This is a genomic window from Bradyrhizobium sp. BRP19 (assembly GCF_020194195.1).
GTDB classification, from domain to species: Bacteria; Pseudomonadota; Alphaproteobacteria; order Rhizobiales; family Xanthobacteraceae; genus Bradyrhizobium; species Bradyrhizobium yuanmingense.
On record NZ_JADYVZ010000003.1, the window covers coordinates 196,701 to 222,605 of the forward strand.

Annotated in this window: 28 protein-coding genes; 6 read left to right on the forward strand and 22 right to left on the reverse strand. The window is 65.4% G+C overall.

Annotation, left to right across the window (positions count from 1 at the left end):
- Positions 1–84: 84 nt before the first annotated feature.
- The 18 genes from I6F36_RS11165 to motA all read right to left on the reverse strand — a co-directional run bounded on the left by I6F36_RS11165 (position 85) and on the right by motA (position 13,558).
- Complete coding sequence (locus I6F36_RS11165) at positions 85–999, reverse strand: flagellin (RefSeq protein ID WP_036007019.1); 915 nt, start codon at positions 997–999, stop codon at positions 85–87.
- Between the two features lie 268 nt (positions 1,000–1,267).
- Complete coding sequence (locus tag I6F36_RS11170; protein WP_057030125.1) at positions 1,268–2,176, reverse strand: flagellin; 909 nt, start codon at positions 2,174–2,176, stop codon at positions 1,268–1,270.
- 264 nt (positions 2,177–2,440) lie between these two features.
- A complete protein-coding gene (gene fliP / locus I6F36_RS11175) occupies positions 2,441–3,181 on the reverse strand; it encodes a flagellar type III secretion system pore protein FliP (protein ID WP_225112060.1) in 741 nt (246 codons plus the stop codon).
- Positions 3,178–3,621 (reverse strand): flagellar basal body-associated FliL family protein, encoded by a 444-nt coding sequence (locus I6F36_RS11180; protein ID WP_036027480.1) that lies wholly within the window; start codon positions 3,619–3,621, stop codon positions 3,178–3,180. Before I6F36_RS11180 ends, fliP begins: the two co-directional genes overlap by 4 nt.
- 42 nt (positions 3,622–3,663) lie before the next feature.
- Positions 3,664–4,371, reverse strand: a complete 708-nt coding sequence (gene flgH, locus I6F36_RS11185) for a flagellar basal body L-ring protein FlgH (RefSeq protein ID WP_225126168.1) — start codon at positions 4,369–4,371, stop codon at positions 3,664–3,666.
- Positions 4,372–5,118 carry a MotE family protein gene (locus tag I6F36_RS11190; RefSeq protein WP_225126169.1) on the reverse strand — a complete coding sequence of 249 codons (747 nt, stop codon included), beginning with the start codon at positions 5,116–5,118 and terminating at the stop codon, positions 4,372–4,374.
- A 67-nt stretch (positions 5,119–5,185) separates the two neighbouring features.
- Positions 5,186–6,316: a flagellar basal body P-ring protein FlgI gene (gene flgI / locus I6F36_RS11195; protein ID WP_036007006.1), complete on the reverse strand. Its 1,131-nt coding sequence runs from the start codon at positions 6,314–6,316 to the stop codon at positions 5,186–5,188.
- Positions 6,313–6,789 carry a flagellar basal body P-ring formation chaperone FlgA gene (gene flgA / locus I6F36_RS11200; RefSeq protein ID WP_225126170.1) on the reverse strand — a complete coding sequence of 159 codons (477 nt, stop codon included), beginning with the start codon at positions 6,787–6,789 and terminating at the stop codon, positions 6,313–6,315. The genes flgI and flgA overlap by 4 nt, the downstream gene beginning before the upstream one ends.
- Before the next feature lie 13 nt (positions 6,790–6,802).
- Positions 6,803–7,591: a flagellar basal-body rod protein FlgG gene (gene flgG, locus I6F36_RS11205; protein ID WP_036006992.1), complete on the reverse strand. Its 789-nt coding sequence runs from the start codon at positions 7,589–7,591 to the stop codon at positions 6,803–6,805.
- Positions 7,592–7,609: 18 nt separating this feature from the next.
- Positions 7,610–7,939 carry a flagellar hook-basal body complex protein FliE gene (locus I6F36_RS11210; protein ID WP_036006990.1) on the reverse strand — a complete coding sequence of 110 codons (330 nt, stop codon included), beginning with the start codon at positions 7,937–7,939 and terminating at the stop codon, positions 7,610–7,612.
- 2 nt (positions 7,940–7,941) lie between these two features.
- Entirely contained in the window at positions 7,942–8,358 is a 417-nt protein-coding gene (flgC, locus tag I6F36_RS11215) for a flagellar basal body rod protein FlgC (RefSeq protein ID WP_036006988.1), read from the reverse strand.
- Positions 8,359–8,369: 11 nt separating this feature from the next.
- A complete protein-coding gene (flgB, locus tag I6F36_RS11220) occupies positions 8,370–8,771 on the reverse strand; it encodes a flagellar basal body rod protein FlgB (protein ID WP_036027427.1) in 402 nt (133 codons plus the stop codon).
- Between the two features lie 64 nt (positions 8,772–8,835).
- Positions 8,836–9,921, reverse strand: coding sequence for a flagellar biosynthesis protein FlhB (flhB, locus tag I6F36_RS11225; RefSeq protein ID WP_225126171.1), 1,086 nt, complete (start codon positions 9,919–9,921; stop codon positions 8,836–8,838).
- Positions 9,922–9,934: 13 nt separating this feature from the next.
- Complete coding sequence (locus I6F36_RS11230) at positions 9,935–10,975, reverse strand: flagellar motor switch protein FliG (protein WP_036027431.1); 1,041 nt, start codon at positions 10,973–10,975, stop codon at positions 9,935–9,937.
- A gap of 2 nt (positions 10,976–10,977) precedes the next feature.
- Positions 10,978–11,352, reverse strand: coding sequence for a flagellar motor switch protein FliN (fliN, locus tag I6F36_RS11235; protein ID WP_036006979.1), 375 nt, complete (start codon positions 11,350–11,352; stop codon positions 10,978–10,980).
- A 76-nt stretch (positions 11,353–11,428) separates the two neighbouring features.
- Positions 11,429–11,743: a hypothetical protein gene (locus I6F36_RS11240; protein ID WP_036006976.1), complete on the reverse strand. Its 315-nt coding sequence runs from the start codon at positions 11,741–11,743 to the stop codon at positions 11,429–11,431.
- The gene (locus I6F36_RS11245; RefSeq protein WP_036006973.1) at positions 11,724–12,665 is read right to left on the reverse strand and encodes a flagellar motor switch protein FliM; all 942 of its coding nucleotides are present in this window, start codon (positions 12,663–12,665) and stop codon (positions 11,724–11,726) included. The genes I6F36_RS11240 and I6F36_RS11245 overlap by 20 nt, the downstream gene beginning before the upstream one ends.
- Complete coding sequence (gene motA, locus I6F36_RS11250) at positions 12,662–13,558, reverse strand: flagellar motor stator protein MotA (protein WP_225171437.1); 897 nt, start codon at positions 13,556–13,558, stop codon at positions 12,662–12,664. Before motA ends, I6F36_RS11245 begins: the two co-directional genes overlap by 4 nt.
- Before the next feature lie 143 nt (positions 13,559–13,701).
- On the opposite strand from motA, the gene I6F36_RS11255 reads away from it, so the two are divergent.
- The 5 genes from I6F36_RS11255 (at position 13,702) to I6F36_RS11275 (ending at position 20,126) form a co-directional block, all read left to right on the forward strand.
- Positions 13,702–14,490, forward strand: a complete 789-nt coding sequence (locus I6F36_RS11255; protein ID WP_036006968.1) for a DUF1217 domain-containing protein — start codon at positions 13,702–13,704, stop codon at positions 14,488–14,490.
- A gap of 3 nt (positions 14,491–14,493) precedes the next feature.
- Complete coding sequence (flgF, locus tag I6F36_RS11260; RefSeq protein WP_036027436.1) at positions 14,494–15,222, forward strand: flagellar basal-body rod protein FlgF; 729 nt, start codon at positions 14,494–14,496, stop codon at positions 15,220–15,222.
- Between the two features lie 40 nt (positions 15,223–15,262).
- Positions 15,263–16,588: a flagellar protein export ATPase FliI gene (gene fliI, locus I6F36_RS11265; protein WP_225139202.1), complete on the forward strand. Its 1,326-nt coding sequence runs from the start codon at positions 15,263–15,265 to the stop codon at positions 16,586–16,588.
- A gap of 814 nt (positions 16,589–17,402) precedes the next feature.
- The gene (locus I6F36_RS11270) at positions 17,403–18,038 is read left to right on the forward strand and encodes a MarR family winged helix-turn-helix transcriptional regulator (protein WP_057030112.1); all 636 of its coding nucleotides are present in this window, start codon (positions 17,403–17,405) and stop codon (positions 18,036–18,038) included.
- 1,023 nt (positions 18,039–19,061) lie between these two features.
- On the forward strand, positions 19,062–20,126 hold the full coding sequence (locus I6F36_RS11275) for a ketopantoate reductase family protein (RefSeq protein ID WP_036006955.1): 1,065 nt from the start codon (positions 19,062–19,064) through the stop codon (positions 20,124–20,126).
- A 27-nt stretch (positions 20,127–20,153) separates the two neighbouring features.
- Here I6F36_RS11275 and I6F36_RS11280 read toward each other — a convergent pair whose 3' ends face one another.
- Positions 20,154–20,738 (reverse strand): LysE family translocator, encoded by a 585-nt coding sequence (locus tag I6F36_RS11280; protein WP_225171438.1) that lies wholly within the window; start codon positions 20,736–20,738, stop codon positions 20,154–20,156.
- Between the two features lie 240 nt (positions 20,739–20,978).
- Between I6F36_RS11280 and I6F36_RS11285 the strand changes: the two genes are divergently transcribed.
- Positions 20,979–22,493, forward strand: coding sequence for an ATP-binding protein (locus I6F36_RS11285; protein ID WP_225149181.1), 1,515 nt, complete (start codon positions 20,979–20,981; stop codon positions 22,491–22,493).
- Between the two features lie 3 nt (positions 22,494–22,496).
- Here I6F36_RS11285 and I6F36_RS11290 read toward each other — a convergent pair whose 3' ends face one another.
- Genes I6F36_RS11290 through I6F36_RS11300 form a run of 3 tightly spaced genes read right to left on the reverse strand, consistent with a single transcriptional unit; the run spans position 22,497 to position 25,902 of the window.
- Positions 22,497–23,234: an ABC transporter ATP-binding protein gene (locus I6F36_RS11290; RefSeq protein WP_036006942.1), complete on the reverse strand. Its 738-nt coding sequence runs from the start codon at positions 23,232–23,234 to the stop codon at positions 22,497–22,499.
- Positions 23,231–24,079, reverse strand: a complete 849-nt coding sequence (locus I6F36_RS11295; RefSeq protein WP_225171439.1) for an ABC transporter ATP-binding protein — start codon at positions 24,077–24,079, stop codon at positions 23,231–23,233. Before I6F36_RS11295 ends, I6F36_RS11290 begins: the two co-directional genes overlap by 4 nt.
- The gene (locus I6F36_RS11300; protein WP_225171440.1) at positions 24,079–25,902 is read right to left on the reverse strand and encodes an ABC transporter permease; all 1,824 of its coding nucleotides are present in this window, start codon (positions 25,900–25,902) and stop codon (positions 24,079–24,081) included. The genes I6F36_RS11295 and I6F36_RS11300 overlap by 1 nt, the downstream gene beginning before the upstream one ends.
- Positions 25,903–25,905 lie beyond the last annotated feature (3 nt).

A 25,905-nucleotide genomic window follows, 5' to 3' on the forward strand; every position in this document is an offset into this window, starting at 1 on the left:
TGCCGGCATATCGCGTGTCGGCGCCCACCATCACGGCGGGGACCGTGCTCCCTGAGGGAGCACGGTCGTTTTCGAAAGCGCCGCTTAGCCGCGGAACAGCGACAGGATGCTCTGGCTGTTCTGGTTGGCGATCGAGAGCGCCTGAACGCCGAGCTGCTGTTGGGTCTGCAGAGCCTGCAGGCGGGTCGATTCCGCATTCATGTCGGCGTCGACGAGCTGGCCGACGCCGCGATCCACGGAGTCCATCAGGGTCTTGACGAATTCCGTGTTGGTCGAGATGCGGTTCTTGACCGCGCCGAGATCGGCAGCGGCCGAGGCCACCGAGTTGATCGCCGCCGTGACCTGCGCGATGTAGCCATCGAGCGTGGTCTGATCGGCCGCCGAGTCGGTCAGCGCGGCGATGTTGATCGTGTCGACCGAGGCGCTGCCGGCCACGGTGTCCAGAATGCCGGTCTGCGTGGTCGAGTAGAGCGTGTAATTGGCGGTCGTCACCGTGATCGAGCCGATGGTGGGCGTGCCGCCGACACGCGAGTAGGACGAGACGAGGTTGAAGCTCGTCGGGGTGGTGCCCGTCGTGGTGCTCAGCCAGTTGATGCCGTTGAAGGTGGCCGAATTGGCCTTCAGCTTCATGTCCTGCTGGATCTGGGTGATGTCGGCCTGGATCTTGGTGCGGTCGATACCGGCGGTCTTGGCTTCGACCAGCAGCGCCTGGAGCTTGGTCAGACCCGAGTCCTTGTCGCCGATCACCGAGGTCAGAGCGGTGTATTCGGTGTCGACGGTCGCAGCCGACAGGCCGAGCGAGTCGGAGACCGCGGACAGCGCGGCGTTGTCGGAGCGCATCGAGGTCGCAATCGACCAATAGGCAGCGTTGTCCGAGGCGGTGGACACGCGCTGACCGGTGGAAATCCGGTTCTGCGTGGTGGCGAGTTGCGTGCTGACAGACCGCAGGGTCTGCAGCGCGGTCATGGCGGAGGAGTTGGTGAGAAGACTAGAACCCATTTTGATGTCCCTTTGAAGATTGACTTGAGTTGGGGACATACCGGGCTTGCACCGGTACGACAGGGCGGCGTCATGCCTTTGGGCGTGCCGCAAACGCGGGTTCAAGGCCCAATCTGTCGTAGCGGCGAGGTTAGCGAGCGAAGCTTGTGCGGGGCTTGTGGCCCTGTGTTCCGGCCGCAACAGGCGGCCGGACTTGGGCGCGCGTGGCTGCCTAAGCGAAAGGGCCGCGCTTCGCGAGAAGCGCGGCCCTCCCCCGATGACTTCCGTCTTAGCGGAACAGCGACAGGATGCTCTGGCTGCTGTTGTTGGCGATCGAGAGCGCCTGCACGCCGAGCTGCTGCTGGACCTGAAGGGCGGCCAGGCGGGTGGATTCCGCGTTCATGTCGGCGTCGACGAGCTGACCGACACCGCGGTCAACCGAGTCCATCAGCGACTTCACGAAGTTCGTGTTGGTCGAGATACGGTTCTTGACGGCACCGAGATTGGCGGCGGCCGAGGCCACCGAGTTGATCGCAGTCGTGACCTGCGCGATGTAGCCATCGAGCGTGGTCTGGTCGGCCGCCGAGTCGGTCAGCGCGGCGATGTTGATCGTGTCGACCGACGCACTGCCAGCCACAGTATCCAGAATGCCGGTCTGCGTGGTCGAGTAGAGCGTGTAGTTGGCCGTCGTCACCGTGATCGAGCCGATGGTGGGCGTGCCGCCGACGCGCGAGTAGGATGACACGAGGCTGAAGCTCGTCGGGGTGGTACCCGTCGTGGTGCTCAGCCAGTTGATGCCGTTGAAGGTCGCCGAGTTGGCCTTCAGCTTCATGTCCTGCTGGATCTGGGTGATGTCCGCCTGGATCTTGGTGCGGTCGATACCTGCAGTCTTGGACTGGACCAGCAGCGCCTGGAGCTTGGTCAGACCCGAGTCCTTGTCGCCGATCACCGAGGTCAGAGCGGTGTATTCGGTGTCGACGGTCGCGGCAGACAGGCCGAGCGAGTCGGACACCGCCGAGAGCGCGGCGTTGTCGGAGCGCATCGACGTTGCGATCGACCAATAGGCGGCGTTGTCCGACGCGGTGGCGACGCGCTGGCCGGTCGAGATCCGGTTCTGCGTGGTGGAGAGTTGCGAACCCACAGACCGCAGGGTCTGGAGTGCGGTCATGGCAGTCGAGTTCGTAAGCAGGCTTGACATTGCGAATGTCCCTTTATGTACGCGTTTACATTTTCACGAGGGGACATACCGGGCTTTCACCGGTACGGAAGGGCGGCATCATGCCTTTGGACCGATCTGTGTGGGTCCAACCCGCCGTGCCGCATTGCTAGCACGCCGAATCTTGCTTCCGGATTAAGACGAGCTTGAATTCCGCAGCAAAATCATATGGTTAAAATTACGCGCCGCTAACCATATCCAGCGCGTTTCGTTTAACCATAATCGGCCGGCGGGCGCTCGCGGCGCTCACGAGAACGAGCGGACCAGCCCGGAGGCCAGCAGATTCCAGCCGTCGATCAGCACGAAGAACAGCATCTTGAACGGCAGCGCGAGGATCGTCGGCGGCATCATCATCATGCCCATCGACATGGTCAGCGTCGCCACGATCATGTCGATCACCAGGAACGGCAGGATGATGAGGAATCCGATCTCGAACGAGCGCCGGAGCTCGGAGATCATGAAGGCCGGAATGATGACGCGCAGATCGACCCGCTTGTCGTCGAACTTCCTGCGGAAGCTTTCGGCGGCGAGCGCTTCGAAAGTCTGGAGATCCTTGTCGCGGACATGGGCCAGCATGAACTCGCGGAACGGATCGGTGATCTTCAGATATGCTTCCTCTTCCGAGATCTCGTTCTTCATCAGCGGCTGGACGCCGGTTTCCCAGGCCCGGTCGAAGGTCGGCGCCATGACATAGAAGGTCATGAACAGCGCGAGACTGATCAGCACCAGGTTGGCAGGCGTGGTCTGGAGGCCGAGACCTGCGCGCAGGAACGACAACGCCACCGCAAATCGCGTGAAGCTCGTCACCATGATCAGCAGCCCCGGCGCCACCGACAGCACCGTGATCAGCGCCATCAGTTGGATGATCCGGCCGCTGGTCGAGCCGTTTCCGGGCGGCAGCAGGGAATTCAGGTCCGGAATCTGGGCCAGCGCCGCTTCGGGCAGCACGACCAGAACCAGCGCGAGCAGCAGGACTTTCACCCTCACTGGATCACCAGCGTCTCGATGATCAATTCGCGGACCTTGCCTGACGAGCGGATATTGGCGCGCTCGGTCAGGTCGTCGCGCAGATGCTGGAGCCCGCGCGATCCTTCGAACTGCGCGACCGTCGCCGACCGCAGATAGGTCACGATGTCCTCGCTGATGTGGGCGGCCAGAATGCCGGCATCCTCGTCGCTCATGCTGTCGGTCACCATAGAGGCTTCGATGCGCGCCCAATTGTTGGCCGGCGCGGCGAGATTGGTCACGATCGGGGACAATTTCCGGAGCCGCGCACTGCCGGTGTAGCTCGACGCGATCGGCGGGGACGTGGCGTTCTTCTTCGCGTCGGCAACCCGCTCGGCGGTCGCGATCAGATGCAGACCGGCAATCGCGCCCGCGCCGATCGCGATCAGGGTCAGCACGACGATGGCGGCGATCAGGCGCATGGCGTCCCCTGGCATCGCAACGCGCCCCGGCCGGCGCCGGTCTCAGAACGGTGCCACGGCGTCATAGATCCGGTGTCCCCATCCAGGCTGCTGCACGTCCGACAGATTTCCGCGCCCGCCATAGGACACGCGCGCCTCGGCGATCTTGTCGTAGGAGATGGTGTTGGCCCGCGAGATGTCGCGCGGACGCACGATGCCGCCGACCTTGAGCACGCGCATCTCCGTGTTGACGCGAAATTCCTGCGAGCCGCTGATCATCATGTTGCCGTTGGGCAGCACGTCGGTGACGACGGCCGCGATCGAGAGCCTGATGTCCTCGGTGCGGTCGATCTGGCCGTTGCCCTTGATCTGGGTATTGGTGCTGAGATTGGCGTTGGCCGAACCCGTGTCGTTCCATCCAGCGATGTCCATCAGCCAGTCGAGCCCGAACTTGACCTGCGAATCGCGCGAGCGGCCGGTCTTGTTGTCGAGCTTGGCCTTGTCCTGCATCGAGATGATCACCGTCACGACGTCGCCGGTGCGGCGGGCGCGCGGATCGCGGTAGAGATCGGTGCCGTCGTCCCAGGTCGAGCGATAGCTGACGGGCGTGCGCATGCGCGGCGTCACCGGGATCGGATCGGCCTGCATCCGCAGGCCGCTGCCGACAGGCGACATCTGTGGACCGGTCAGGACTTCGGCCGGATCATGGTAGCACCCGGCCACGAGCACGGAGGCCGCGAGCAGCGAGAGGATGAGGATCGGCTTGGTCATCTATTTGCTCTTTCCGTCGTCCACGCGACGCATGCCGCCGAGCAGGTCTGCGAGGTGCGCCGCGCGTGCCGTGTCCATCTCGTTGAAGATCGCGCTCGAGCTGCGCGGGCTGAGCTTGGCGAGCACGGCGGCAGCGGTCTCGTCGGCCATGCCGGCGATCTGCGTCGCCGCAGCTTCGGGCTTCATGCGCGAATAGATCTCGACGACGCTCGCTTCGGCCTTCTTCAGGAAGTCGTCGCGCAGCGCCATCCACTTCTCGTATTCGGCGCGCTTGGCCTCGACCTCGGCGATGCGCTCGCGCAGCAGGCTCTCGGCCTTCTCGAGCTCCTTGAGCTGCCAGGCCAGCCTGGCATCGACGGCGGGATCGGCGACGTTGCTGCAGAACAGCGCGATTTCGTTGTCCGGGGGCGGCGCAGCCTGCGGCGGTGCAGGCTTCGGCGGCGCCGTGACGCTGCCAGGCTTGGCCGGACGGGCAGGCGCCGGTGTCTCCGGCACCGCACCGGTGACCGCGGGGCCCGAATCTTCGGCCGCCCATGCCGTGGCCCGGACCGAAGAGTTGTCGACAGGTGTCGCGGTGGCCGACGGCTGCGGCTTCTGCGGTCCGCCCGCGCGGGCGCGGGCGAAGGAGAGCAGGTTGAGCGGTTTCGACGGCTTGGCCTCGTCCAAGGCGAGCGCGGGCGAGGCGCTCGCGAGCATTGCTGCCGCGGCCAGCAGGAGGAGTTTGCCTTTGTGATCCAGCTTCAGCATCGGGCCGCGTGCGATTCTCGCTTCAGACCTGAGCATTGAGCGACCAAGCTTGCACGACGCTTGCGCATCATTGCACGATGACGTCGGCCTGGAGCGCGCCTGCCGTCTTGATCGCCTGCAGGATCGCGATGATCCCCGATGGCTTCAGGCCAATCTGGTTCAGCCCGCGCACCAAGCGCTGGAGATCGACCCCGCTCAGGATCGCCACCTGCGATCCGGCCTCGTTGGCTTCGACCACGGTCTGCGGGACGACCACCGTCTGTCCCCGCGAGAACGGCGCCGGCTGCGACACAACCGGCATCTCCGTGACGCGAACCGTCAGATTGCCGTGGGTCACGGCAACGGTGGATATCCGCACGTCGCGCCCGATCACGACCGTGCCGGTGCGCTCGTTGATCACGACCCGCGCCGGCGTATCCGGCTCGACCACCAATTCGCCGATCTCGGCGAGGAAGCGGACAGGGCCGACATGACGCGGCTTCGACAGCACGATGGTGCGGTAGTCGCGCTCGAAGGCGATCTGCGCGCGGTAGCGACCGCCGGCGTAGCGGTTGACAGCGTCGAGGATGCGCGTTGCGGTGACGAAGTCCGGGTTCTTCAGCTGTAGCACCAGGAACTCCATCTCGTGGAGACTTCCCTGCACCTCGCGTTCGACCAGCGCACCGTTCGGGATGCGCCCGGCCGTCGGCGTGCCCTGGCTGACGTTCTGCGCCTGGCCTCCGACGCTGTAGCCGGCAACCGTGATCGCGCCCTGTGCCACCGCATAGACGGCGCCGTCCGCCGCACGCAGCGACGTCATCACCAATGTGCCGCCGAGCAGCGACGTCGCATCGCCGAGCGAGGACACGGTGACGTCCATGCGCTCGCCGGGCCCGATCGAAGGCGGCAGGTCCGCCGTCACCATCACCGCTGCGACGTTGCGCGTGCGCAGCGTGGTCGGACGCGGGGGATTGTTGGTGCTCGTGGTCTCGTTCCTGACGTTGATGCCCATGTTCTCGAGCATCGACTGCAGGGACTGTTCGGTGAACGGAGCGTTGCGCAGCGTGTCGCCGGTACCGTTGAGGCCGATGACGAGGCCGTAGCCGACGATCTGGTTCTCGCGCAAACCCTTGATGTCCGCGATGTCCTTGATGCGGACGGCGGCCTGGGCGCCGGCGGCCGACACCAGCAGCATGAGCGCAAGCAGGAGCCTGGTCATGACCCGTCCATGACCTTGACGCTGCCGTCCGGCTGGACGACGCCCCTGATGATCACGCCGGTGTCCGTGTTGCGCACGGGGATCAGCGCGCCGGCCGCACCCGACTGCATGGCCGAGCCGTAAGTGACGATGGACAGGCCGCTGTCCTCGACCACGACCTTGACCATGGCGCCGCGCGCGACGGTCCAGGGGTCCTCCACCGCATTGGTTGGAATGGGCTGGCCCGGCAACAGCGCGCGCCGCGCCATGCGACCGACCAGGATCTGGCGTCCCTCGATGAACATTGCGACGCCGAGCAGGCTCGGCGCGAAGGCGCGCTCGGTGATCATCTCCTCGCGGATCATCTCGCCGGCGCGGATCGAGACGGCCGGTACGGGAAGCCGCTTCTCCTCGGCCGCGGCGGCCCGCGCCGCGGCGAGAACCAGCAGCACGGCGGCCAACCCGCGCACGATCAGGCCCACCCTGTTCAACATCGAGACACCGGAACTAGCGCATGCCCTTCGAGACCGTCTGGGCCATTTCATCCGAGGCCTGGATGACCTTGGCATTCATTTCGTAGGCACGCTGTGCCGAGATCAACTCGGTGATTTCCTTGACCGGGTCGACGTTCGAGGCCTCGAGCCATTTCTGGTTGATCTTGCCATAGCCGGCATCGCCCGGCAGACCGACGACCGGCGTGCCGGACGCCGTGGTCTCCTTGTAGAGATTGCTGCCCAGCGGCTCGAGACCCGCTTCATTGGCGAAGTTGGCGAGGTTGAGCTGGCCGATCTGCCGCGGATTCACTTCCGTGTCGAGCTTGGCAAACACCTGGCCGGTCTGGTTGACCGTGACCTCGACCGTCCCCTGCGGGATGGTGATCGCGGGATCCAGCAGGTAACCGTCGATCGTGACCAGCTGAGCGTTGGCGTTGACGTTGAACGAGCCCGCACGGGTGTATTGCACCTCATTGTTGGGGCCGAGCACCTGAAACCAGCCACGTCCGTTGATCGCGAGATCATAGGGATTGCCCGTCTGCGTCAGCGCGCCCTGGATGTGCAGCTTGCGGATCGCCGCGGACTTGACGCCGAGGCCGAGATTGGCACCTTCCGGAATCGGCGACGAGCCGTTGGTGTTCGCGACCCCCTGCATGCGGTCCATCTGGTAGAACAGATCGGTGAACTCCGCGCGCGCCCGCTTGTAGGAGGTCGAGTTGATGTTGGCGATGTTGTTCGCGATGACTTCGATGTTGGTCTGCTGGGCGTTCATGCCCGTGGCCGCAATGGCGAGCGATTTCACTGGTCCCACTCCTTCAGATCAAATCGACATCCGAACGACTTCCTGGTAGGCCTGGACGACCTTGTCGCGAACCGCGACCGCCGTCTGCAGGGCCTGCTCGGCCGACATCAGCGCCTCCACGACGCGGCGCGTCGATTCCTTGCCCTGCATTGCCGAGATCGATGCCGCCTCGCCCGCCTTCAGCGTCCCGATCGCATCCGACGTCACCTGCTTCATCACCGATTCGAAGCCAACGTCGTCACTGGTCTGGATCGCGGTGGTCGCCGCCGGCGAGACGGCCTGCGTCTCGGTCGCACGGCTCGCGGCTTGCCCTGCGGAAATCGCGGTGGATGAAATCGCCTCAAGCATGGTCAGCTCCTCAAGAGATCGATGGTCATGCCGAGCATGGACCTCACCTGCTTCACGACCTGGAGATTGGCCTCATAGGAGCGGTTGACCTCCCGCATGTCGGCCATCTCGATCATCATGTTCACGTTCGGCAGCTTGACGTAGCCCGCCTTGTCGGCGGCGGGATGCCCCGGATCGTATTCCACCCGGTAAGGCGTGGTGTCGACCCCGATCTCCTTGACCTTCGCGAGCTGCGCGCCCGAGGCGCGATCCATCGCCGCATCGAAGGTGATGGTCTTGCGCTGATACGGATCGGCGCCGGCGGCGCGCCCCGTCGAGGTGGCGTTCGCGAGATTCTCCGAGACGATGCGCATGCGCGTCGACTGCGCTTCGAGCCCGGAGCTTGCGACCGTCAGCGAGGCGCTCAATGAGTCCAGCATGTCAATTCACCTCAGGCCTTTGCACTCGACAGCACCATGCGGTGAAACGACCGGACGATCGCCGCGTTCATCGAATAGTCGCGATTGACGTCGCTGCCCTTGATCATTTCCTGCTCGAGGCTGACGGAGTTGCCGGAGTGAACCACTTCCCAGCTGTCCTTCTTCGCGGTCGCCCGCGTGTCGGTCTCGGCTGCGGCCAATTGCATGTGCGAAGGCGACGTCGTCGCAAGCCTCACCGGCATGCCATCGAGCACCTTGTTGAACGGCTCGACGTCGCGCGCCCGAAAGCCCGGCGTGTTGGCGTTGGCGACGTTGGTGGCGATGGTCGACTGACGCAGCTCGAGATAGCGCGCCTGCGACGATGCGAGTTCGAAGAGAAAAAGCGGTCCCACGACGGCCCCATTCTGATCCATTCGGGACGAGCCTAGGGCGTTAAGCTTTCGTCAAGCTGTTGCGCGAAGCACCATCCTCGGAAATCTATCGAACGTTCTCGGGCCGCGCCGCCTGCTTGGATTGGAGGAAGTAGATGATCTCGGCAACGGGCCGGAAGAATTCCGCCGGAATCACCTGATCGACCTGGACTGCCTCGTAGAGCGCGCGCGCCAGCGCCTTATTTTCGATGACGGGGATTCGGTTCTGCTCGGCAATCTCGCGGATCTTCAGCGCGATCACGTCCATGCCCTTGGCCACGACCAGCGGCGCGGCGTTTTCCTCGCGCTTGTAGCGCAGCGCGATCGCGAAGTGCGTCGGATTGGCAATCACCAGCGTCGCGCGCGAGGCCGAGGCGATCATGCGCTGGCGCGAACGGTCGCGCGCCAGCGAGCGCAGGCGCGCCTTGATCAGGGGATCGCCTTCCGCCTGCTTGTGCTCGTCCTTGATCTCCTGCTTGGTCATGCGCAGCTCGCGCCGCCAGTGGAAGCGCGCCCAGGCGAGATCGATCGCCACCAGCACGATGGTGGCGATGCAGATCGCCGAGACGATGCGCATCGCGATGTTGAGGATCATCTCCGGCAGCGCGACCGGGTCGGTGTACATGGCCTCGAACGCCCTCGCTTCGGACGCGCGCAGCACGAAGGCGACCACGGCGGTCACCGCGGCGAGCTTGAACAACGACTTGGCGAACTCGATCAGGCCCTGCGTCCCGAACAACCGCTTCCAGCCGCTGACGGGAGAGATTCGCGACAAGTCAGGCTTGATCCGCTCGAGCACCAGGCGCGGCGCGTTTTGCAGCAGCGAGGCCGCGAGCCCGAACACCACCAGGATGACCACCAAGGGCACCAGGAACCGCAGCGCCTGCAGGCCGACCACGGTGAGCAGGTTCTGCGCGTCCGCACCGGTCGAGAGCGGGAAGCCCTCGGGATCGTCGAGCAGGCTCTTCAGCGTCGGCGTCAATTGCTGCACGCCCTGGCCGATCAGGAATGCCTGGATCACCATCAGCGCGGCCATCGAGGCGAAAATGGAGGCCTCCCGAGAGACCGGAATCTTGCCCTGTTCGAGCGCATCGCGGACTTTCTTCTCGGTCGGCTCTTCTGTCTTGCTCTCCTGATCGGATGTTTCTGCCATGCCCGTTCAGCGGTCAGCGGAAGACCAGCCCATCCTCCTGCTCGGGGTTGAGCTCGATTTCGCCCTTCTCCGCGAGGTCGAGTGCAAGGTCGGTGATCACACGGCGCGCCTCGAGCACGTCGCGCTGGTTCGACGGCTCGCCGATCGCGAGCTCGGCCTCGACGACGCGGCGGACGCGCGAGGCGACCGCGGACAGGATCACCTCGCGGAAATGCTTGTCGGTGCCCTTCAGTGCGACCACGATGCGGTCGGTCGGAACCTGGTCGAAGATCATGGTGCGCGCCTTCGGCGCCAGGTTGATGACGTCGTCGAAGGTGAACAACAGCTCCTTTAGCACCTCGGCCGACTTCGGACGCTTCTCCGACAGGCTCTTCAGGATGTCCTCGATGTGGCCGCGCTCCATCTTGTTGATGATGTCGGCGACGCGGGCGTAGGTGTCGGCGCCGAGGTTGCGGGCGAAATTCAGCGTCAGATCTTCGTGCAGCGTCTTTTCGAGGACCTTCATCGCGTCATCAACGATCGGCTTGAGGCTGAGCACGCGCCGCATCAACTCGTTGCGCAGACTCGACGGCAGCTGGCTCATGACCTTGGCGGCGCAGGACGGCTTGACTTTGGACAGGATGAGCGCCGCGGTCTGCGGATGCTCCTTGGACAGGTAGGTGGCCAGCGAATTTTCCGACACCGACGAGACGCGGTCCCACACAGAGCGGCTCGAATTGCCGAGTAGGTCCGTCATGATCGCCGAAACCTGATCGGCCGGAAGCACGTCGCCGAGCACCGCTTCCAGGCCACCGAGGGTGCCGAGAATGTTCGCGCCCATCGAGAACTGCTGGGCGAACTCCTCGACGATCCCCTCGAGCTCCTGCGCGGTGATCGGCCGCAGCTCCGCCGCCGCCTTGGTGACGATGCGGATCTCCTGCGGCTCGAACTGCTGAAGCACGCTCGCCGCCGCCTGCCGGCCCATGGCCAGCAGGAGCGCGGCGACCTTTTCCGTGCCGCCCAGCGTGGTAACGCCTCGCTGCTTGACGGGAGCGATGCCGACCGGTGCCGCCATGGTCAGGTATCACCCTGCCCCAGCGGTCCGACGATCTCCGTGAGTGAGACGCCGAAGCGGGAATTGTCCTCTTCGACGACGACCACCTCGCCGCGGGCGACGATGCGGCCGTTGACGACGACGTCGACGGGCTCCCCGACCCGGTGATCGAGCGGAACCACCGCGCCGCGTCCGAGCTTCATCAGGTTCGCCACCGGAATGGTCGCCGATCCCAGCACCACCTGCATGGTGACGGGAATGCGCAAGATGGCGTCGACATTGGCGAACTTGCCGGTCTCCTCGGCCGTGCGCTGGGCGATCTCGGCCAGGCGTTCCAGCGGTGACGTCTCGGTCTCAGCCGATGCAGGTGCAGACTCGTAGTCGAATGATTGCGCCATATGGTATCGCCTCTTGGTACTTCCGCTGCCGGAGCGCCGTGGCGTTCCGGCCGTATTGCTCTGCCGGTGCCGGCATTCAGTGCTTGTTCAGCTCGGCGGTCGCGGCCGTCGCCGCGGGTGCGAGCCCGCTGCGCGCATCGAGCGCTGCGATCGCCTCGTGAGCCTGATCGATCTTCGTGCTCAGCACGTTGGCGAGGCGTCCGAGATTCGCCGTGGAATCGTGCGCCGCGGTGATGACCGTGTCGAAGGCACCCGCGGTCTCGTGCATGATGGTTGAGAATTCGCCCTGATAGCTGCGCAGCCGCGCCAGCTCGCGATGCATCCTGGTCACCCGCAGGCTGGTGAAGGCGAGCGCAACCAGCAGCACGATATCAACGAGATAGGATATCATCGACGAACTCCCGCTTCTGATCGACGGGATCTGCCACCTGCATGGCGTAATAGCCGTCGAGCTGGCCGATCTGACACCAGAACAACACCTGATTGTTGCTTTCGAGACGGGCCAGCGTGCGCGGCGTGGCCTCGAGCTCGAGCACCTGCCCGACCTCGAACTTCACGACGTCGCCGAGCGTCACCATCTTCTCGTCGAGGACGGCGCTGAGGGTCACCTCGGTCCGCTGCACCTCGCTTTCCATCTGTTCGCGCCAGCGTGGGTCGGCGGCGCGACCGTCGCTGACGACCACGTGAGCGAGCTTCTGACGCAGCGGGTTGAGCGCGGAGTGCGGAATGATCAGGAACATCTGACCGCCGCGGTAGAGTGCCTGCACCATCATGTTCGCGCAGATCGACATGTTGCTGGCGCGTCCGATCGCCAGCGACGCCATCGCGGTCTCGACACGCTCGACGCGGAAGGTGACGTTGGACGTTCCGGCGAAGGCGCCTTGCAGCGCCTTGGCGAACCGCTCGAACAGCGCCTGGACCAGCCGTATCTCAATGTTCGAGAACGTCCGTTCGACGTCAAGCGGCGGTTCCGCTCCGTCAGAGCCGAACATCGCCTCGACCATCGTGAATACGAAGTCGCGGTCGAGCATGATAATGACGCGCGAATCCCACTGCTCAGCATAGAGCACGGCCGCGACCGCGTTGCCCTCGTAGTCCTTGATGATGTCGCCGAGCGGATCGTTGGTGATGCCGTTGACCGAGAAATAGCAGGGCGTTCCGGCCATCGGCTGCAGGCTGTCGGTGCACGATGCCGCCATGCGATCGAAGATCACATTGAGCATCGGCATACGCTCGATCGATATGCCGGCAGCGTCCAGCAGGTAGTTCGGCAGCTGCTTGCGCTGGTCGACTTCTGCGTCTTCCATCATCATGCGCGCGCCGCCTTGGGTTCAGCGTCGGCAGCGACGGGCTTGGGACCTGCGATCGTCTCGTTTTCGACGACGTCGATCGAGGGACGCTCGCTGCTGGAGATCATCTTGCGGCCGTGCTCGACGGCGATCTGCGGCATGGCACCGTTCATGAATGCCAGCAGCGTCTGCTTGACGATGATGTAGGGCCGACACTTCTTCTCGCGCGTCATCTTGATCTTGATCGCGAAGGGCGAAAGCACGCCATAGGACAGGAAGATGCCTGCGAAGGTGCCTACCAGGGCTGCACCGATAAAGCCGCCCAATAGCTTCGGCGACTGGTCGAGCGCGCCCATCGCCTTGATGACGCCAAGCACGGCGGCGACGATGCCGAGCGCCGGCAGCGCCTCGGACACCGTCACCAGCGCATGATAGGGCGCCAGCTTGCCTTTCACGATGGTATGGATCTCCTCGTCCATCAGCGCCTCGATCTCGTGCGTGCGCGCATTGCCCATGATGATCAGGCGGACATAGTCGCAGATGAACTGGAGCAGCGAGGGATCTCCGAGCACGCTGGGGAACGCCTTGAAGATTTCGGAGGAGGCGGGATCGTCGATATGCGCCTCGACTTCGTTGCGCCCCTTGCCCCGCAGCTCGCGCATCAGAGCGTGGAGCGCGCCGAGCAAGTCAAGGTAGTAGCGCTGGCCGGGCACCGCGCCGGTGATGGCCTGCATGCAGGCGACGCCCGTGTCCACCACCGTCTTCCATGGATTGGCCACGATGAAGGTGCCGACCGCGGTTCCGATGATGATCACGAACTCCCACGGCTGCATGAGCACGGCCAGGTGCCCGCCCATGGCGGCAAAGCCGCCGAGCAGCGCCGCTACCGTGATGAAAATCCCCACGAAACTGCCCAACGCGCCGCTCCATCGCCGATCCCACCTGGAATACCTAGTCGGCGACGCTTGCGCGAAGCTGGCTTCGAGGTCGCCAGCCCCGCGCAAGCAATTGGCGGCAGCTTGAAGCGGGGTCGCGACCTGCGGCCAGAGGGGCGCGTGTCATGCTATCCACCATCGCGGACTACACCAGGCTGACCAAGGACATGGGCAAGTCGCTGACGCAGGTCGCGAAGCAGCCGGACGTCAGCCGCGACACCGACTATTTCCTCGGCCATATCGGCAAAGTGAAGACCATCGACGATTTCCTGAAGGACTATCGTCTCTATTCCTATGCGATGAAGGCCTATGGCCTCAGCGACATGACCTACGCCAAGGCGTTCATGCGCAAGGTGCTGACCGAGGGGGTCACGAGCAAGGACGCCTTCGCCAACAAGCTGACCGACACCCGCTACCGGCAATTCGCGACCGCCTTCAATTTCGCCGCACTCGGCGACAAGGCGACCCAGACCGCCGCGGCCACGACCGGCACCGCGACCCAGTACGTCACGCAGACGATGGAGGAGAAGGCCGGCGATCAGAACGAAGGCCTGCGTTTGGCGCTGTATTTCACCCGCAAGGCTTCCACGATCACGACCGCCTACCAGATCCTGGCCGACAAGGCGCTGACGCAGGTGGTGCAGACCGCGCTCGGCCTGCCGTCGACGATCAGCGCGGCGAACATCGACGCCCAGGCCAAGATGATCGCGGACAAGATCAAGCTCACCGACTTCCAGGATCCGGCCAAGGTGACCAAGTTCGTGCAGCGCTTTGCGGCGATGTGGGATGCGACCCAGGCCCGGAACGACAGCTCGACCAATCCCGCGCTGGTCCTGATCGCCGGCGCCGCGACGTCGGTCAGCATGGATACCAACGTGCTCACGACGCTTCAGAACATCAAGTTCAACAGGTAAGTCATGCAATCGGCTCTCTATGTGGGATTGTCGGCGCAGGTCGCCCTCGAAAAGCGCCTCCAGACGATCGCCAACAACGTCGCCAACGTCAACACGGCCGCGTTCCGCACCGACGTGGTGAAGTTCGAGACCGTGCTGTCCAAGGCCGGTCCGACGCCGGTGGCGTTCTCCTCGCCCGGCGACAACATCATCTCGCGCGAGATGGGCAACATTACCGAGAGCGGCAACCCGCTGGACGTCGCCGTGGTCGGCCAGGGCTGGATCGCCTTCGCCGGTCCGAACGGCACGGTCTACACGCGCGACGGCCGGCTCCAGATCGCCCCCAACGGCGATCTTCAGACCGTGAGCGGCTTTCCGATCGTCGATTCCGGGGGCGCGCAGATCACGCTCGACCCGAACGGCGGACCGATCTCGATCGCGCGCAGCGGCGCGATCATCCAGGACAACAACGAGATCGGCACCATCGGCCTGTTCAGCATTCCGGCCGACGCCAATCTCGAACGCTACGGCAATTCAGGCGTGACGCCCGACCGGCCTGCGACCGCCATCGCGGACTTCTCCCGGGACGGCTTCAAGCAGGGCTATGTCGAAGGCTCCGGCGCCAATCCGATGCTCGAACTGACGCGGCTGATCTCGGCCTCGCGCGCTTTCGATGGCACCAACTCGATGATCGAGGGCACCGAGAGCTCGCTGCAGAACGCGATCCGGACCCTCGGCGAACCCGGCAAGTAGATTGCGCGCCAAGCGCGCAGGATGAGGTTGGACGGTTTCCTTGAACGCTCTTCGGCAACTCGAGTGGGCGCTGCTGGAGCTTCAGCAGAGCACTCCCCTGGCAAGCGTCAGTGGCGCGATCTCCGAGATCGCGCCGACGCATTTCCGCGTCTCCGGCCTGTCGCGCTTCGTCAGGCTCGGCGAGCTCATCGGCGTCGATTGCGGCGGTAAGCGCCAGATCGGCGAGGTGGTGCGGATCGACAGCGAGGGCATCATCGCCAAGCCGTTCGACCGGCAATTTGGCGGCGGGCTCGGCTCGGCGGCCTACCGGATGCCGCCGCTGTCCTTCGCGCCCGATCCGAGCTGGAAGGGCCGCGTCATCAACGCCCTCGGCGCGCCGCTGGACGGACAGGGGCCGCTCACGCAAGGGTCGCAGGCGGTCTCGACGGAGGCGGAGGCGCCGTCGGCCATGAAGCGTGCGCGCGTGCACAAGCCGCTGCGCACCGGCGTACGCGTCATCGACCTGTTCGCGCCGGTCTGCGCCGGCCAGCGCGTCGGCATCTTTGCCGGATCGGGCGTCGGCAAATCGACGCTGCTCGCGATGCTCGCCCGCAGCCAGGGCTTCGACACCGTCGTGCTGGCCCTGGTCGGCGAGCGCGGCCGCGAGGTGCGCGAGTTCATCGAGGACGTGCTGGGCAACGACCGTCATCGCGCTGTCACAATCGTGTCGACGGGCGACGAAAGCCCGATGATGCGGCGACTGGCGCCGAAGACGGCGATGGCGGTCGCCGAATATTTCCGCGACCGCGGCGAATCGGTCCTGCTGATGGTGGATTCGATCACCCGTTTTGCCCACGCCGCCCGCGAGGTCGCGCTCGCCGCCGGCGAGCCCGCGGTGGCGCGCGGCTACGCGCCGACGGTCTTCACCGATCTGCCGCGCCTGCTCGAGCGCGCCGGTCCGGGCGAGGAGGGATCCGGCACCATCACCGGGATCTTCTCCGTGCTGGTCGACGGCGACGATCACAACGAGCCGATCGCCGACACCATCCGCGGCACGCTCGATGGGCACATCGTGCTCTCAAGGCACATCGCCGACCAGGCGCGCTATCCGGCCGTCGATGTTCTGGCCTCGGTCTCCCGCCTCGCCCACAACGTCTGGGACCCCGAGGAGCGCGAATTGGTGAGCAAGCTGCGCGCCATGATCGCGAAATACGAGGACACGCGCGACCTTCGCCTGATGGGCGGCTATCAGCCGGGACGTGATTCGGGCCTCGACCAGGCGGTCGAGATGGTTCCGCGAATCTACAACGCGATGCGACAGGGCGCATCGGCCCCGCCGAGCGCCGATCCGTTCCGCGAGCTTCGGGACATGCTCAAGGGCGACTGACGGGTGGAGAGGGTGAGGCGCCTGCCGTCCGCCCGGCCCGTGGTTTTCGACAAGAGATTGCGCATGTCGCTACGCTTCCAGCGCATGCACGTGCACACCGGCTCACCGATTTTCGTCGTGAGCGAATTCGCTGCTCGGGTGTGCACGAGCTGGCAAGCGCTGTGCAAGCGATCGAAGAGTCTATTCTGCAAGCAGGACGGGAACAACCGCCGCGTGCAATTCCAATGAGTTCCCTCGACGATTCCGCGGCAGACCGCACAAGTTGTGGATGACGTGCCGCCAAACGTCATCGTGATGCACAAGCTTCGATCAGTTTGCATCAACGCAAGACAACAACGCGCGTGCAATCAAACTCTCACATTATCGAGTGCATATTACTCGCCGCGCCATGTATTGCGTTCACCATCATGTGTTCCGAACAACGAGATTGCCTTTGAACGTTACATTCGCCTGCGACGACATCCAGCCTGTGAGAGGGTCTCTACTTGATTTTGTTGAGAAGCTCATCCATCGTTTTGGTTGAGTATAAGAAACGTCTGCTTGTGACTTGAACTTTGGGGGCTCCGGTTGAGCTACTCCGATCCACCGTTTGCCGGCGACGGCAACCCGAGCTCCCGCGCGACGACCACGCCGTTGGCATGCCATCAGCGATACGGCTTCTCGCTGCGGACGATGCGACGCTCATCGGCCGAGGTCGGGCGCGGTGCGATCCGCGCCATTGTGCGAGAGTTCGACAGGGCATGCTCGTCTGACACTCAGGGCGCAAAGCGGCTTCGGGACGCCGCAGACGAAGTTCCGGGGACGAGGTAGATTCATGCCATTGGCGCGGGAAGCCGTCGAGCTGCTGGTTCAGGCGGCGCGGGCTTGGTATTTCGAAGGCAATCAGCATGGATTGCGCGATCGGGAATGGATGGCGCTGCGCTTTCTCGGGCGCGCCAACAGGTTTTCGCGCACGCCGTCCGCACTGGCCGGCTTCATCGGCGCCACACGCGCGACGGCGTCGCAGATCGTGAAGACTCTGGAGAGCAAGTCGTTCCTGGTGCGAAAGCCGTCGCATGAGGACAAGCGTTCCGTCGTCCTGCACGTCACGTCCCAAGGTGAGAAGTGCCTGAGCCAGCACGACCCGATCAATCACGTGGTCAACGCGGTGACGTCGCTCGGGACCGAGGAGTGCATCAGGCTGCGCGACTCTCTCCGCGAGATCCTCAATCACCTCGATGCTGCCCATCAGCGGCTCGAAGCGAGCATCTGCCGGGACTGCATGTTTCTCGCAGAGCGCGGGCCGGGCACCGGCAAGGGGCGTGGAAACGCCGAATTCATGTGCCGGCTCTATCGTGCTCCGATCTCGCTCGAGGAGACCGAGCTGCTCTGCACCAGCTTCGAGCGCACGCGTGACCGCCCCAAGATCGAGCAGCATCTCGACCGCGAGCGCATGGCGAGCCAGGGCTGAGGCCGCCAAGAAGCGGCGCTCCATCAACGTCATTGCGAGCGAAGCGAAGCAATGACGGAGTATGAGGCGATAGCTCGCTCTCCGAGTGACGGCTGTCATTCCCCGCGAAGGCGGGGAATCCAGTACGCCGCGGCCTCTGCATTGAACAACTGTCGTCTCGGAGTACTGGATCGCCCGGTCAAGCCGGGCGATGACAGCGAGTGTGTGGTCGCAGACGTGCATATTCATTCTCGCGACTGATTTCGCCCGAGCTTTGCTTCGTCTCGCCGCCCTCATCGGCAAGAGGGCGCAGGGAAGACCGCGTGCTGACATCGCACCCGCGGTCCGCTGCGCAAAACGCACACGCAGAAAACCGCACAGCAGCATACAGGTGGTGCCAATCACTCGGCCTTCCCTGCGCGATGGTCGGACGGCTTATGCCGTGCTCTCCCGGGAGCCGAGTTCCTTCTGGCCTCCCTCACCCTCGCAAAAGTCACCGGCACCGCGCCGGTTGACGCCAATGCCGCATTCGCGAGAGCTTGACCGTAGCAACGACGGCCAGGACCACACGGTTTTGCCGTACGCACGGCCCGCCATTTCGCCCGCAGTATTCCCTGACACCGTCGACAGCGCCGGAAACTTACAGACGAGACGAAACCTAGCAGCGCCGCTCGTCCGCGCGCGGCCGCGAGCTCACCGGGGACTACCCTCCCTGCCCGCACCTTTCGCGCCCGACGCTGCCGCGTCCACCGCAAGCCCGGCTCGCGACAATGACGACCTCATGATCGCCCCTCGAGATTGAGCCGGGATGACCGACACATACGACAAATCCGAATTTCGGTAAAGAAGAATATCTTTGCTTCACTGGGTTGACACGAGACCGAAACAGGCCGCCAGGCTGGCCCTCGAACCCGCGGGGACCAGACGCACCCTTGTATGCATTATCCCAGTTGCCATTCCCCTGCGCTTCGCTTTACATGCCCTCAACTGCCCCGCGGAACGGCCGGGGCCGGAAAAATCACACAGATTTCCAGGGGACGGAGCATGGCGCGCAACATATTGATTCTTGGGGCTTCTTACGGCTCCCTGCTGGGCACGAAGCTGCTGATGGCCGGGCACAACGTGACCCTGGTCTGCCGCGCAAAGACTGCGGAGCTGATCAACCGCGACGGTACCGAGGTTCGCATCAAGCTACGCGACGAGGCGGTGCACCGGGCGATCTTCTCCCGCAACCTCCCTGGCAAGCTCGACGCGGTGACGCCGGCCAATGTCGACCTCTCCCGCTACGATCTGGTCGGCCTCGCGATGCAGGAGCCGCAATACACCAACCACACGGTGCGCGTCCTCATGGTCAAGATTGCCGCGGCGAAGCTGCCGTGCCTGTCGATCATGAACATGCCGCCCCTGCCCTACCTGAAGCGGATTCCGGCACTCGCCGACATGGATCTCGAGGAGGCCTACACCAATGCGCAGGTGTGGGAGCGGTTTGAGCCCGGGCTGGTGACGCTGTGCTCGCCCGACCCGCAGGCCTTCCGGCCGCCGGAAGAGGCCGCCAACGTGCTGCATGTCGGCCTGCCCACCAACTTCAAGGCGTCGGTCTTCGCCGACGAGAAGCACAACAAGCTGCTGCGCGAGCTGGAGGCCGACATCGACGCGGTGACGCTCGACGGCCACGACGTGCCGGTGAAGCTGAAAGTGTTCGATTCCCTGTTCGTGCCGCTGGCGAAATGGTCGATGCTGCTGACCGGCAATTACCGCTGCATCACGCCGAACGAGCCGCAGTCGATCCGCGACGCCGTGCACGGCGATCTCAATCGTTCGCAGACGATCTACGACCATGTCGATGCGATCGCCCGCCGCCTCGGCGCCGATCCGCAGGACCAGGTGCCGTTCGCGAAGTACGCCAAGGCCGCGGAGAGCCTGCTCAAGCCGTCATCGGCGGCGCGCGCGGTCGCGAGCGGTGCGCCCTTCATCGAACGCGTCGACCTGCTGGTGAAGCTGATCTCGCATCAGCTCGGCGTGCCCAACGCCGAGATCGACCGCACCGTCGACACGGTGGACCAGAAGCTGAACGAGAAGATCGTGCAGGGCGGCTCCGGCGCGCAGTAGTGCGGCGCGCCCCGGCAACGCCGGCGCTCAGGCAACCAGGAAGGATTGCAGCCAGATCAGCCCGGTCACCGCGACCAGCGTGACTGCGCCGGTGCGTGTGACGAGGTCAGGGCGCCCGAGGCGACGGGCGCCGCGTCCGAGCGTTGCGCCGAGAATGATCCACGCGGCGCCGGCGGTGAGAATCTGGAGCGCGATCGCGCCGAGCCACGGCAGCAGTTCGAGCGGCCCGGCCCCAAGCGGCAGCAGCAGGAACGCGAAGACCAGTGCTTTCGGGTTGAGCAGCGTCGTCAGCAGCACCTGGCCGAACGTCACCGCAGCGCCGTCGCGCAGCTCGCGCGTATTGACGCGCCAGAGCATGACCGCGAGGCACAGGATGTAGATGGTCACGGCGACGCGGAGCAGCAGCGCCGCAATCGGGATGTCGCTGATGACCGGACCGAGCGCCAGCCGCAGCACCGCGATCGCCAGCAGATAGCCGCACAGTTCCGCCGCAAGCAGATGAAGGGAGCGCGAGATGCCCGCTCCGGCCCCCGATGTCGCCAGCAGGGTGTTGGTCGGCCCCGGCACCGCCAGCAGGAAATAGGTCGCCGTGAAGAAGGTCAGAAAGGTCATACGGCCAGATAGCAGCTCTCGAACCCGTCGATCTTGATCTGCGTCATTTGGCCGAGCGATGGCGATCTGCACCATCTTCCCCGAGCCGAGGCCTTTCGGCACCGGGTTCCTGCCGCTCGCGGCGGATGCTTTCCGGTTTTGGCGTGGGCAACACCACCTGATTCGCGCTGGAGCGCTCGACGCGCCGCGGCTGGATTGATAAGCCGCTGTCCGCGAATGACGGGACTTTGAGTCGGGGACATGACGGTTGCGATCGAGATGGGGCAGACCACGGCAGGCGCCGCGGCCGCCATGGACCTCGAGGAACTGCTGGCGACCCGTCTCCTGGTGCAGGGCAATTCGGGCTCCGGCAAGTCGCATCTGCTGCGGCGGCTGCTGGAACAGAGCGCACCCTGGGTGCAGCAGGCCATCATCGATCCCGAGGGCGACTTCGTCACGCTGGCCGAGCGCTTCGGCCATCTGGTGATCGAGGCCGAGGATCACACCGAGCGCGGCCTCCAGGTCGCGGGCGAGCGCGCGCGGCTGCATCGCGTCTCCACCGTGCTCAATCTCGAAGGGCTGGATGCCGAGAACCAGATGCGGCGCGCGGCTGCCTTCCTCGGCGGGATGTTCGACGTCGACCGCGATCATTGGTACCCGATGCTGGTGGTCGTGGACGAGGCGCAGCTGTTTGCGCCGGCGGTGGCGGGCGAAGTCTCGGACGAAGCACGCAAGCTCTCGCTCGGCGCCATGACCAATCTGATGTGCCGCGGCCGCAAGCGCGGGCTTGCCGGCATCATCGCAACCCAGCGCCTGGCCAAGCTCGCCAAGAACGTCGCGGCCGAAGCCTCGAACTTCCTGATGGGGCGGACCTTCCTCGACATCGACATGGCCCGCGCCGCCGACCTGCTCGGCATGGAGCGGCGGCAGGCGGAGGCCTTCCGCGATCTCGAGCGCGGTCAGTTCATGGCGCTGGGACCTGCGTTGTCGCGCCGGCCGCTGCGCCTCAACATCGGCCCGACCGAGACCAGCCCGCGCAATTCGACACCGCGGCTGATGCCGCTGCCGGAAGCCACGCTTGAAGATGCCCGCGCGGTCATCCTCGCCGCACCGCCGCCCGATGCCAGCCGGCCGCAGCGACGGCCGGCTCCGGATCTGCTCGAGCAGCTTCGCGCGGCGAAGGCCGCCGCGGTGCCGGAGATTCGGGTCGAAGTGGTCGAGGCTCCCGTCAGTGCCGAAGAGCTCGCCGAGCGGCGCGAGCGCGTGGATCGCACGCTGCGTGCCGTGATGGCCGAGCCCGATGCCGGCTTCCGCGCCATCGGCGTGCTCTATCAGGAGTTCGTGGTTCGCTGCCGCATCGAGGGGTTAGGGGCGGCGGTGCCCGATCTCAACGAATTCCGTCGCATGCTGACGCATGCGCGCGCCGGGCTCGGGACGGATCTCACCGAAGACGACGCCTGGCAGGACGTGGCGCTGCGCGCCTCGATCCTGCCCGACGACATGCAGGGCGTGTTCATGATGATCGCGCGCGCGGCGAAGGAAGGCTGGCCCTGCCCCGGCGATGCCGCGATCGCCCGTGCCTACGGCTCGCACTCGCTGCGCCGCGCGCAGCGCCTGCTCGGCTACATGGAGGAACAGGGCCTGATCGTCGTCCAGCTCGACGGCGGCGGCCGCCGGATCGTGACGCTGGTTGAGCTCGCCTGGGCGACCGCGCCGGGCGATCCCAACGGCGATCATCAGCCGGCGGAGCAGGTCGCGAGCGCGGCGTCGGCTTGAGCGTCAGGCCGCCTCGGAGCCGCCGAGATAGGCGTCGCGGATGCGGGGGTCGTCCTTCAGTGCGCGCGCGGGGCCAGACAGCACGATCTTGCCGGTCTGCAGCACATAGGCCTCGTGCGCGATCTCGAGCGCGAGGCTGGCGTTCTGCTCGACCATGAAAACCGAGACGCCCGCCTGGTTGATGCTGCGGATCAGCTCCAGCACGCGATCGACATAAAGCGGCGACAGGCCCATGGTCGGCTCGTCCATCACGATCATGCGCGGGCGGCTCATCAGCGCGCGCGCCATCGCCACCATCTGCTGCTCGCCGCCGGACAGCGAGCCGGCGCGCTGCGACAGCCGTTGGCCGAGCTTCGGGAACAGCGTCAGCATCCTGTCGAGATCCTGCGCGATGGCGTCGCGGTCGTTGCGCACGAAGGCGCCCATCAGGATGTTCTCGCGCACGCTCATGTCGGCGAACAGCCGCCGCGCCTCCGGCACCGAGGCGATACCGCGGCGGACGATCTGCGGCGTGGTGAGCCCGATCAGCGAAGCGCCGTCGAACGTCACCTCGCCCGAGCGCGGCTTCACCAGCCCTAAGATGATCTTCATCGTGGTCGACTTGCCGCTCGCGTTGCCGCCGAGCAGGCAGACGATGTGGCCGCGCGCGACCGTGATCGACAGGTCGAAATGCACCTGGGCCTGACCGTAGAAGGTGTTGACATCAGACAAAGCCAGCAGTGCTTCGGGTGCGCTCGTCATGCCGCGCTCTCCTGCTCCGTCGTCCCTGACAGTCCGTGGCCGAGATAGGCCTCGATCACCTTGGGATCGGTTCGCACCTGCTCGCCCGGCCCTTCCGCGATCTTCTTGCCCTCGTCCATGACGATGACGCGATCGGACAGGCGCATCACCATCTCCAGCTTGTGCTCGATCAGCAGGATGGTCAGCCCTTCGGCTTTCAATTCGGCGACGAGCCCCTGCATCTCCGCGGTCTCGGTCGGGTTCATGCCGGCGGTGGGCTCGTCGAGCAGCAGCAGCCGCGGCTTCAGCGCGAGCGCACGCGCGATCTCGACGCGGCGGCGGTTGGCGTAAGACAGACTATAGGCGGGCTGGTCGATGCGCGGCAGCAGCCGTTCGCCGAAACGCGCGAGGATGGCCTTCACCTCCTCGCGCAGCCGCTCCTCCTCGGCCCTGACGCGCGAGGGACGCAGCAGGGCCAGACCCAATTCCAGCAGCGGGCCGATCACCGGCACGGCCGGCTTCACGGCGCGCAGCCGCGTGTGCGCGCCGATCAGGACATTGTCCATGACGCTGAGATTGCCGAACACGCGGCCGAGCTGGAAGGTGCGCGCGATGCCTTCGGCCGCGAGCCGCTCCGGCGACAGGCCGGTGACGTCCTGCCCTTCGAAGCTGACTGCGCCGGCATCGGGCCGGTCCAGCCCGGTGACGAGATTGAACAGCGTCGTCTTGCCGGCGCCGTTCGGGCCGATGATGCTGATCAGCTCGCCCCTGCCAAGGTCGAGGTCGATGGCGTCGACCGCGGTGAGGCCGCCGAAACGGCGCGTCAGGCCGCGCAGGGACAGCATGGCGTGAAGCTGCTTCTCCATCAGACCGTCCCCAACAGGCCCTGCGGCCTGAACCGCACCAGCAGCAAGAGAACGATGCCGTAGATCAGGATGCGGTACTCGGCCGCGATCCGGAACACCTCGGGCAGGCCGACCAGCGCCACCGACCCGACGATCGCGCCGACGACGTTGCCGAGGCCGCCGAGGATCACGACGGTCAGCGCCAGGATGGATTGCTGCGTGTTGAAGGTCTCGTGGTTGATGTAGGAATAGAGATGTGCGGCGATGCCGCCGCTGACGCCGGCGGCGAAGCCGCCGAAGATGAAGGCGATCGACTTGTAGCGGTTTAGGCTGAGGCCATAGGCGCGCGCGGCGATGTCGTCGTCGCGGATGGCGCGAAAGCTGCGGCCGAGATGCGAGGTAAGCAGCCGTCCCTGCAGCAGCGCCAGCACGACCATCATCGCAAGGCTGAACCAATAGACCGAGGTCGGGCTGATCAGGTCATAGCCGAACAGCGACAGCGGCGGAATGCCGGAGATGCCGATCGGGCCGCGCGTCACGCTCTCCCAGTTCAGGATCACCAGCGCCACGATCTCGCCGATCGCGAGCGTCGCGATCGACACGTAATGCCCGCGCAGGCGGAAGGACGGCGAGATCAGGAGCGTGCCGAGCGCGGCGCTCATCAGGCCACCGCCGATGACGGCAAGTCCGGCCGGAACGGCCAGCGTCAGCGACAGCAATGCGGAGGTGTAGGCGCCGATCGCAAGCAGCGCAGCATGCCCGAGAGAGACCTGCCCCATCGTGCCCGCAACCAGCGTCAGGCTGAGCGCGAGCATACCGAGCAGCCAGGCGTTGATCAGGGTCTGGAGCACGTAGAAGGACACCGGAAACAGCGGCAGGATCGCAAAGCCGGCAACCGCGACCAACAGCGCCCAGCGGGGAATATTCACCGGGCGGCTCGGCGCGATGAACGTGCCGGTGAGCGGCTCGGGCGGCGCCTGCCGTGCGCTGACGAACAGGCCGTTCGGCCGCAGCACGAGCACGACGACGAGCAGCAGGAACGCGAACAAGTTGCGGTAGCTGGTGCCGAGCACAGCGACGCCGTAGCTCTCGACGAGGCCCAGCAGCAGGCTGCCGATCACCGCGCCCGGCACGTTGCCGGCGCCGCCGACGACTTCCGCGACAACGCCCTTGAGCGTCGCCTGAAGGCTCATCGCCGTGTCGATCTGGTTGTAGTACATGCCGACCAGCATGCCGGAGACGCCGCCGAGCGCCGCCGCGATACCGAACACGGCCTGATTGACCCGGTTGACGTCGACGCCCATCTGCATGGCGGCGTCGCGGTCCTGCGCGGTGGCACGCACGGCCCAGCCGAGCTTGGTGTAACGCAGGAACACGAACAGCAGCAGCGCACTGGTGAGGCCGACGCCGGCAATGAGCAGATCAAGCGGCCCGATCGTCCCGCCACCGACCTGGAAGCGGACATCGGGCAACTGGCTCGGCAGCGCGCGCGGATTGGGCGAGAAGATCAGCATCACCAGTTGGTCGAGCACGAAGCTGATGCCGATGGTCGCGAGCAGCGGCGCGATGCGCACCGAGTTTTGCAGCGGCCGTAGACCGAACCGCTCGATGATCAGACCGACGATCGCCGCGGCCACGGCGACCACGATGATGGTGAGAGGCAGCGGCGTGTGCAGTTGCACCACCGCGATCCAGCCGATATAGGCGCCGACCAGATAGATCGAGCCTTGCGCGAAGTTGATCAGCCGGCTGACGCCGAAGATCAGCGCGAGCCCGACTGCAACGAGCGCGTAGACATTGCCGACGATCAGCCCGTTGATGGTGTGGTCGAGCCAGGAGGACACGCA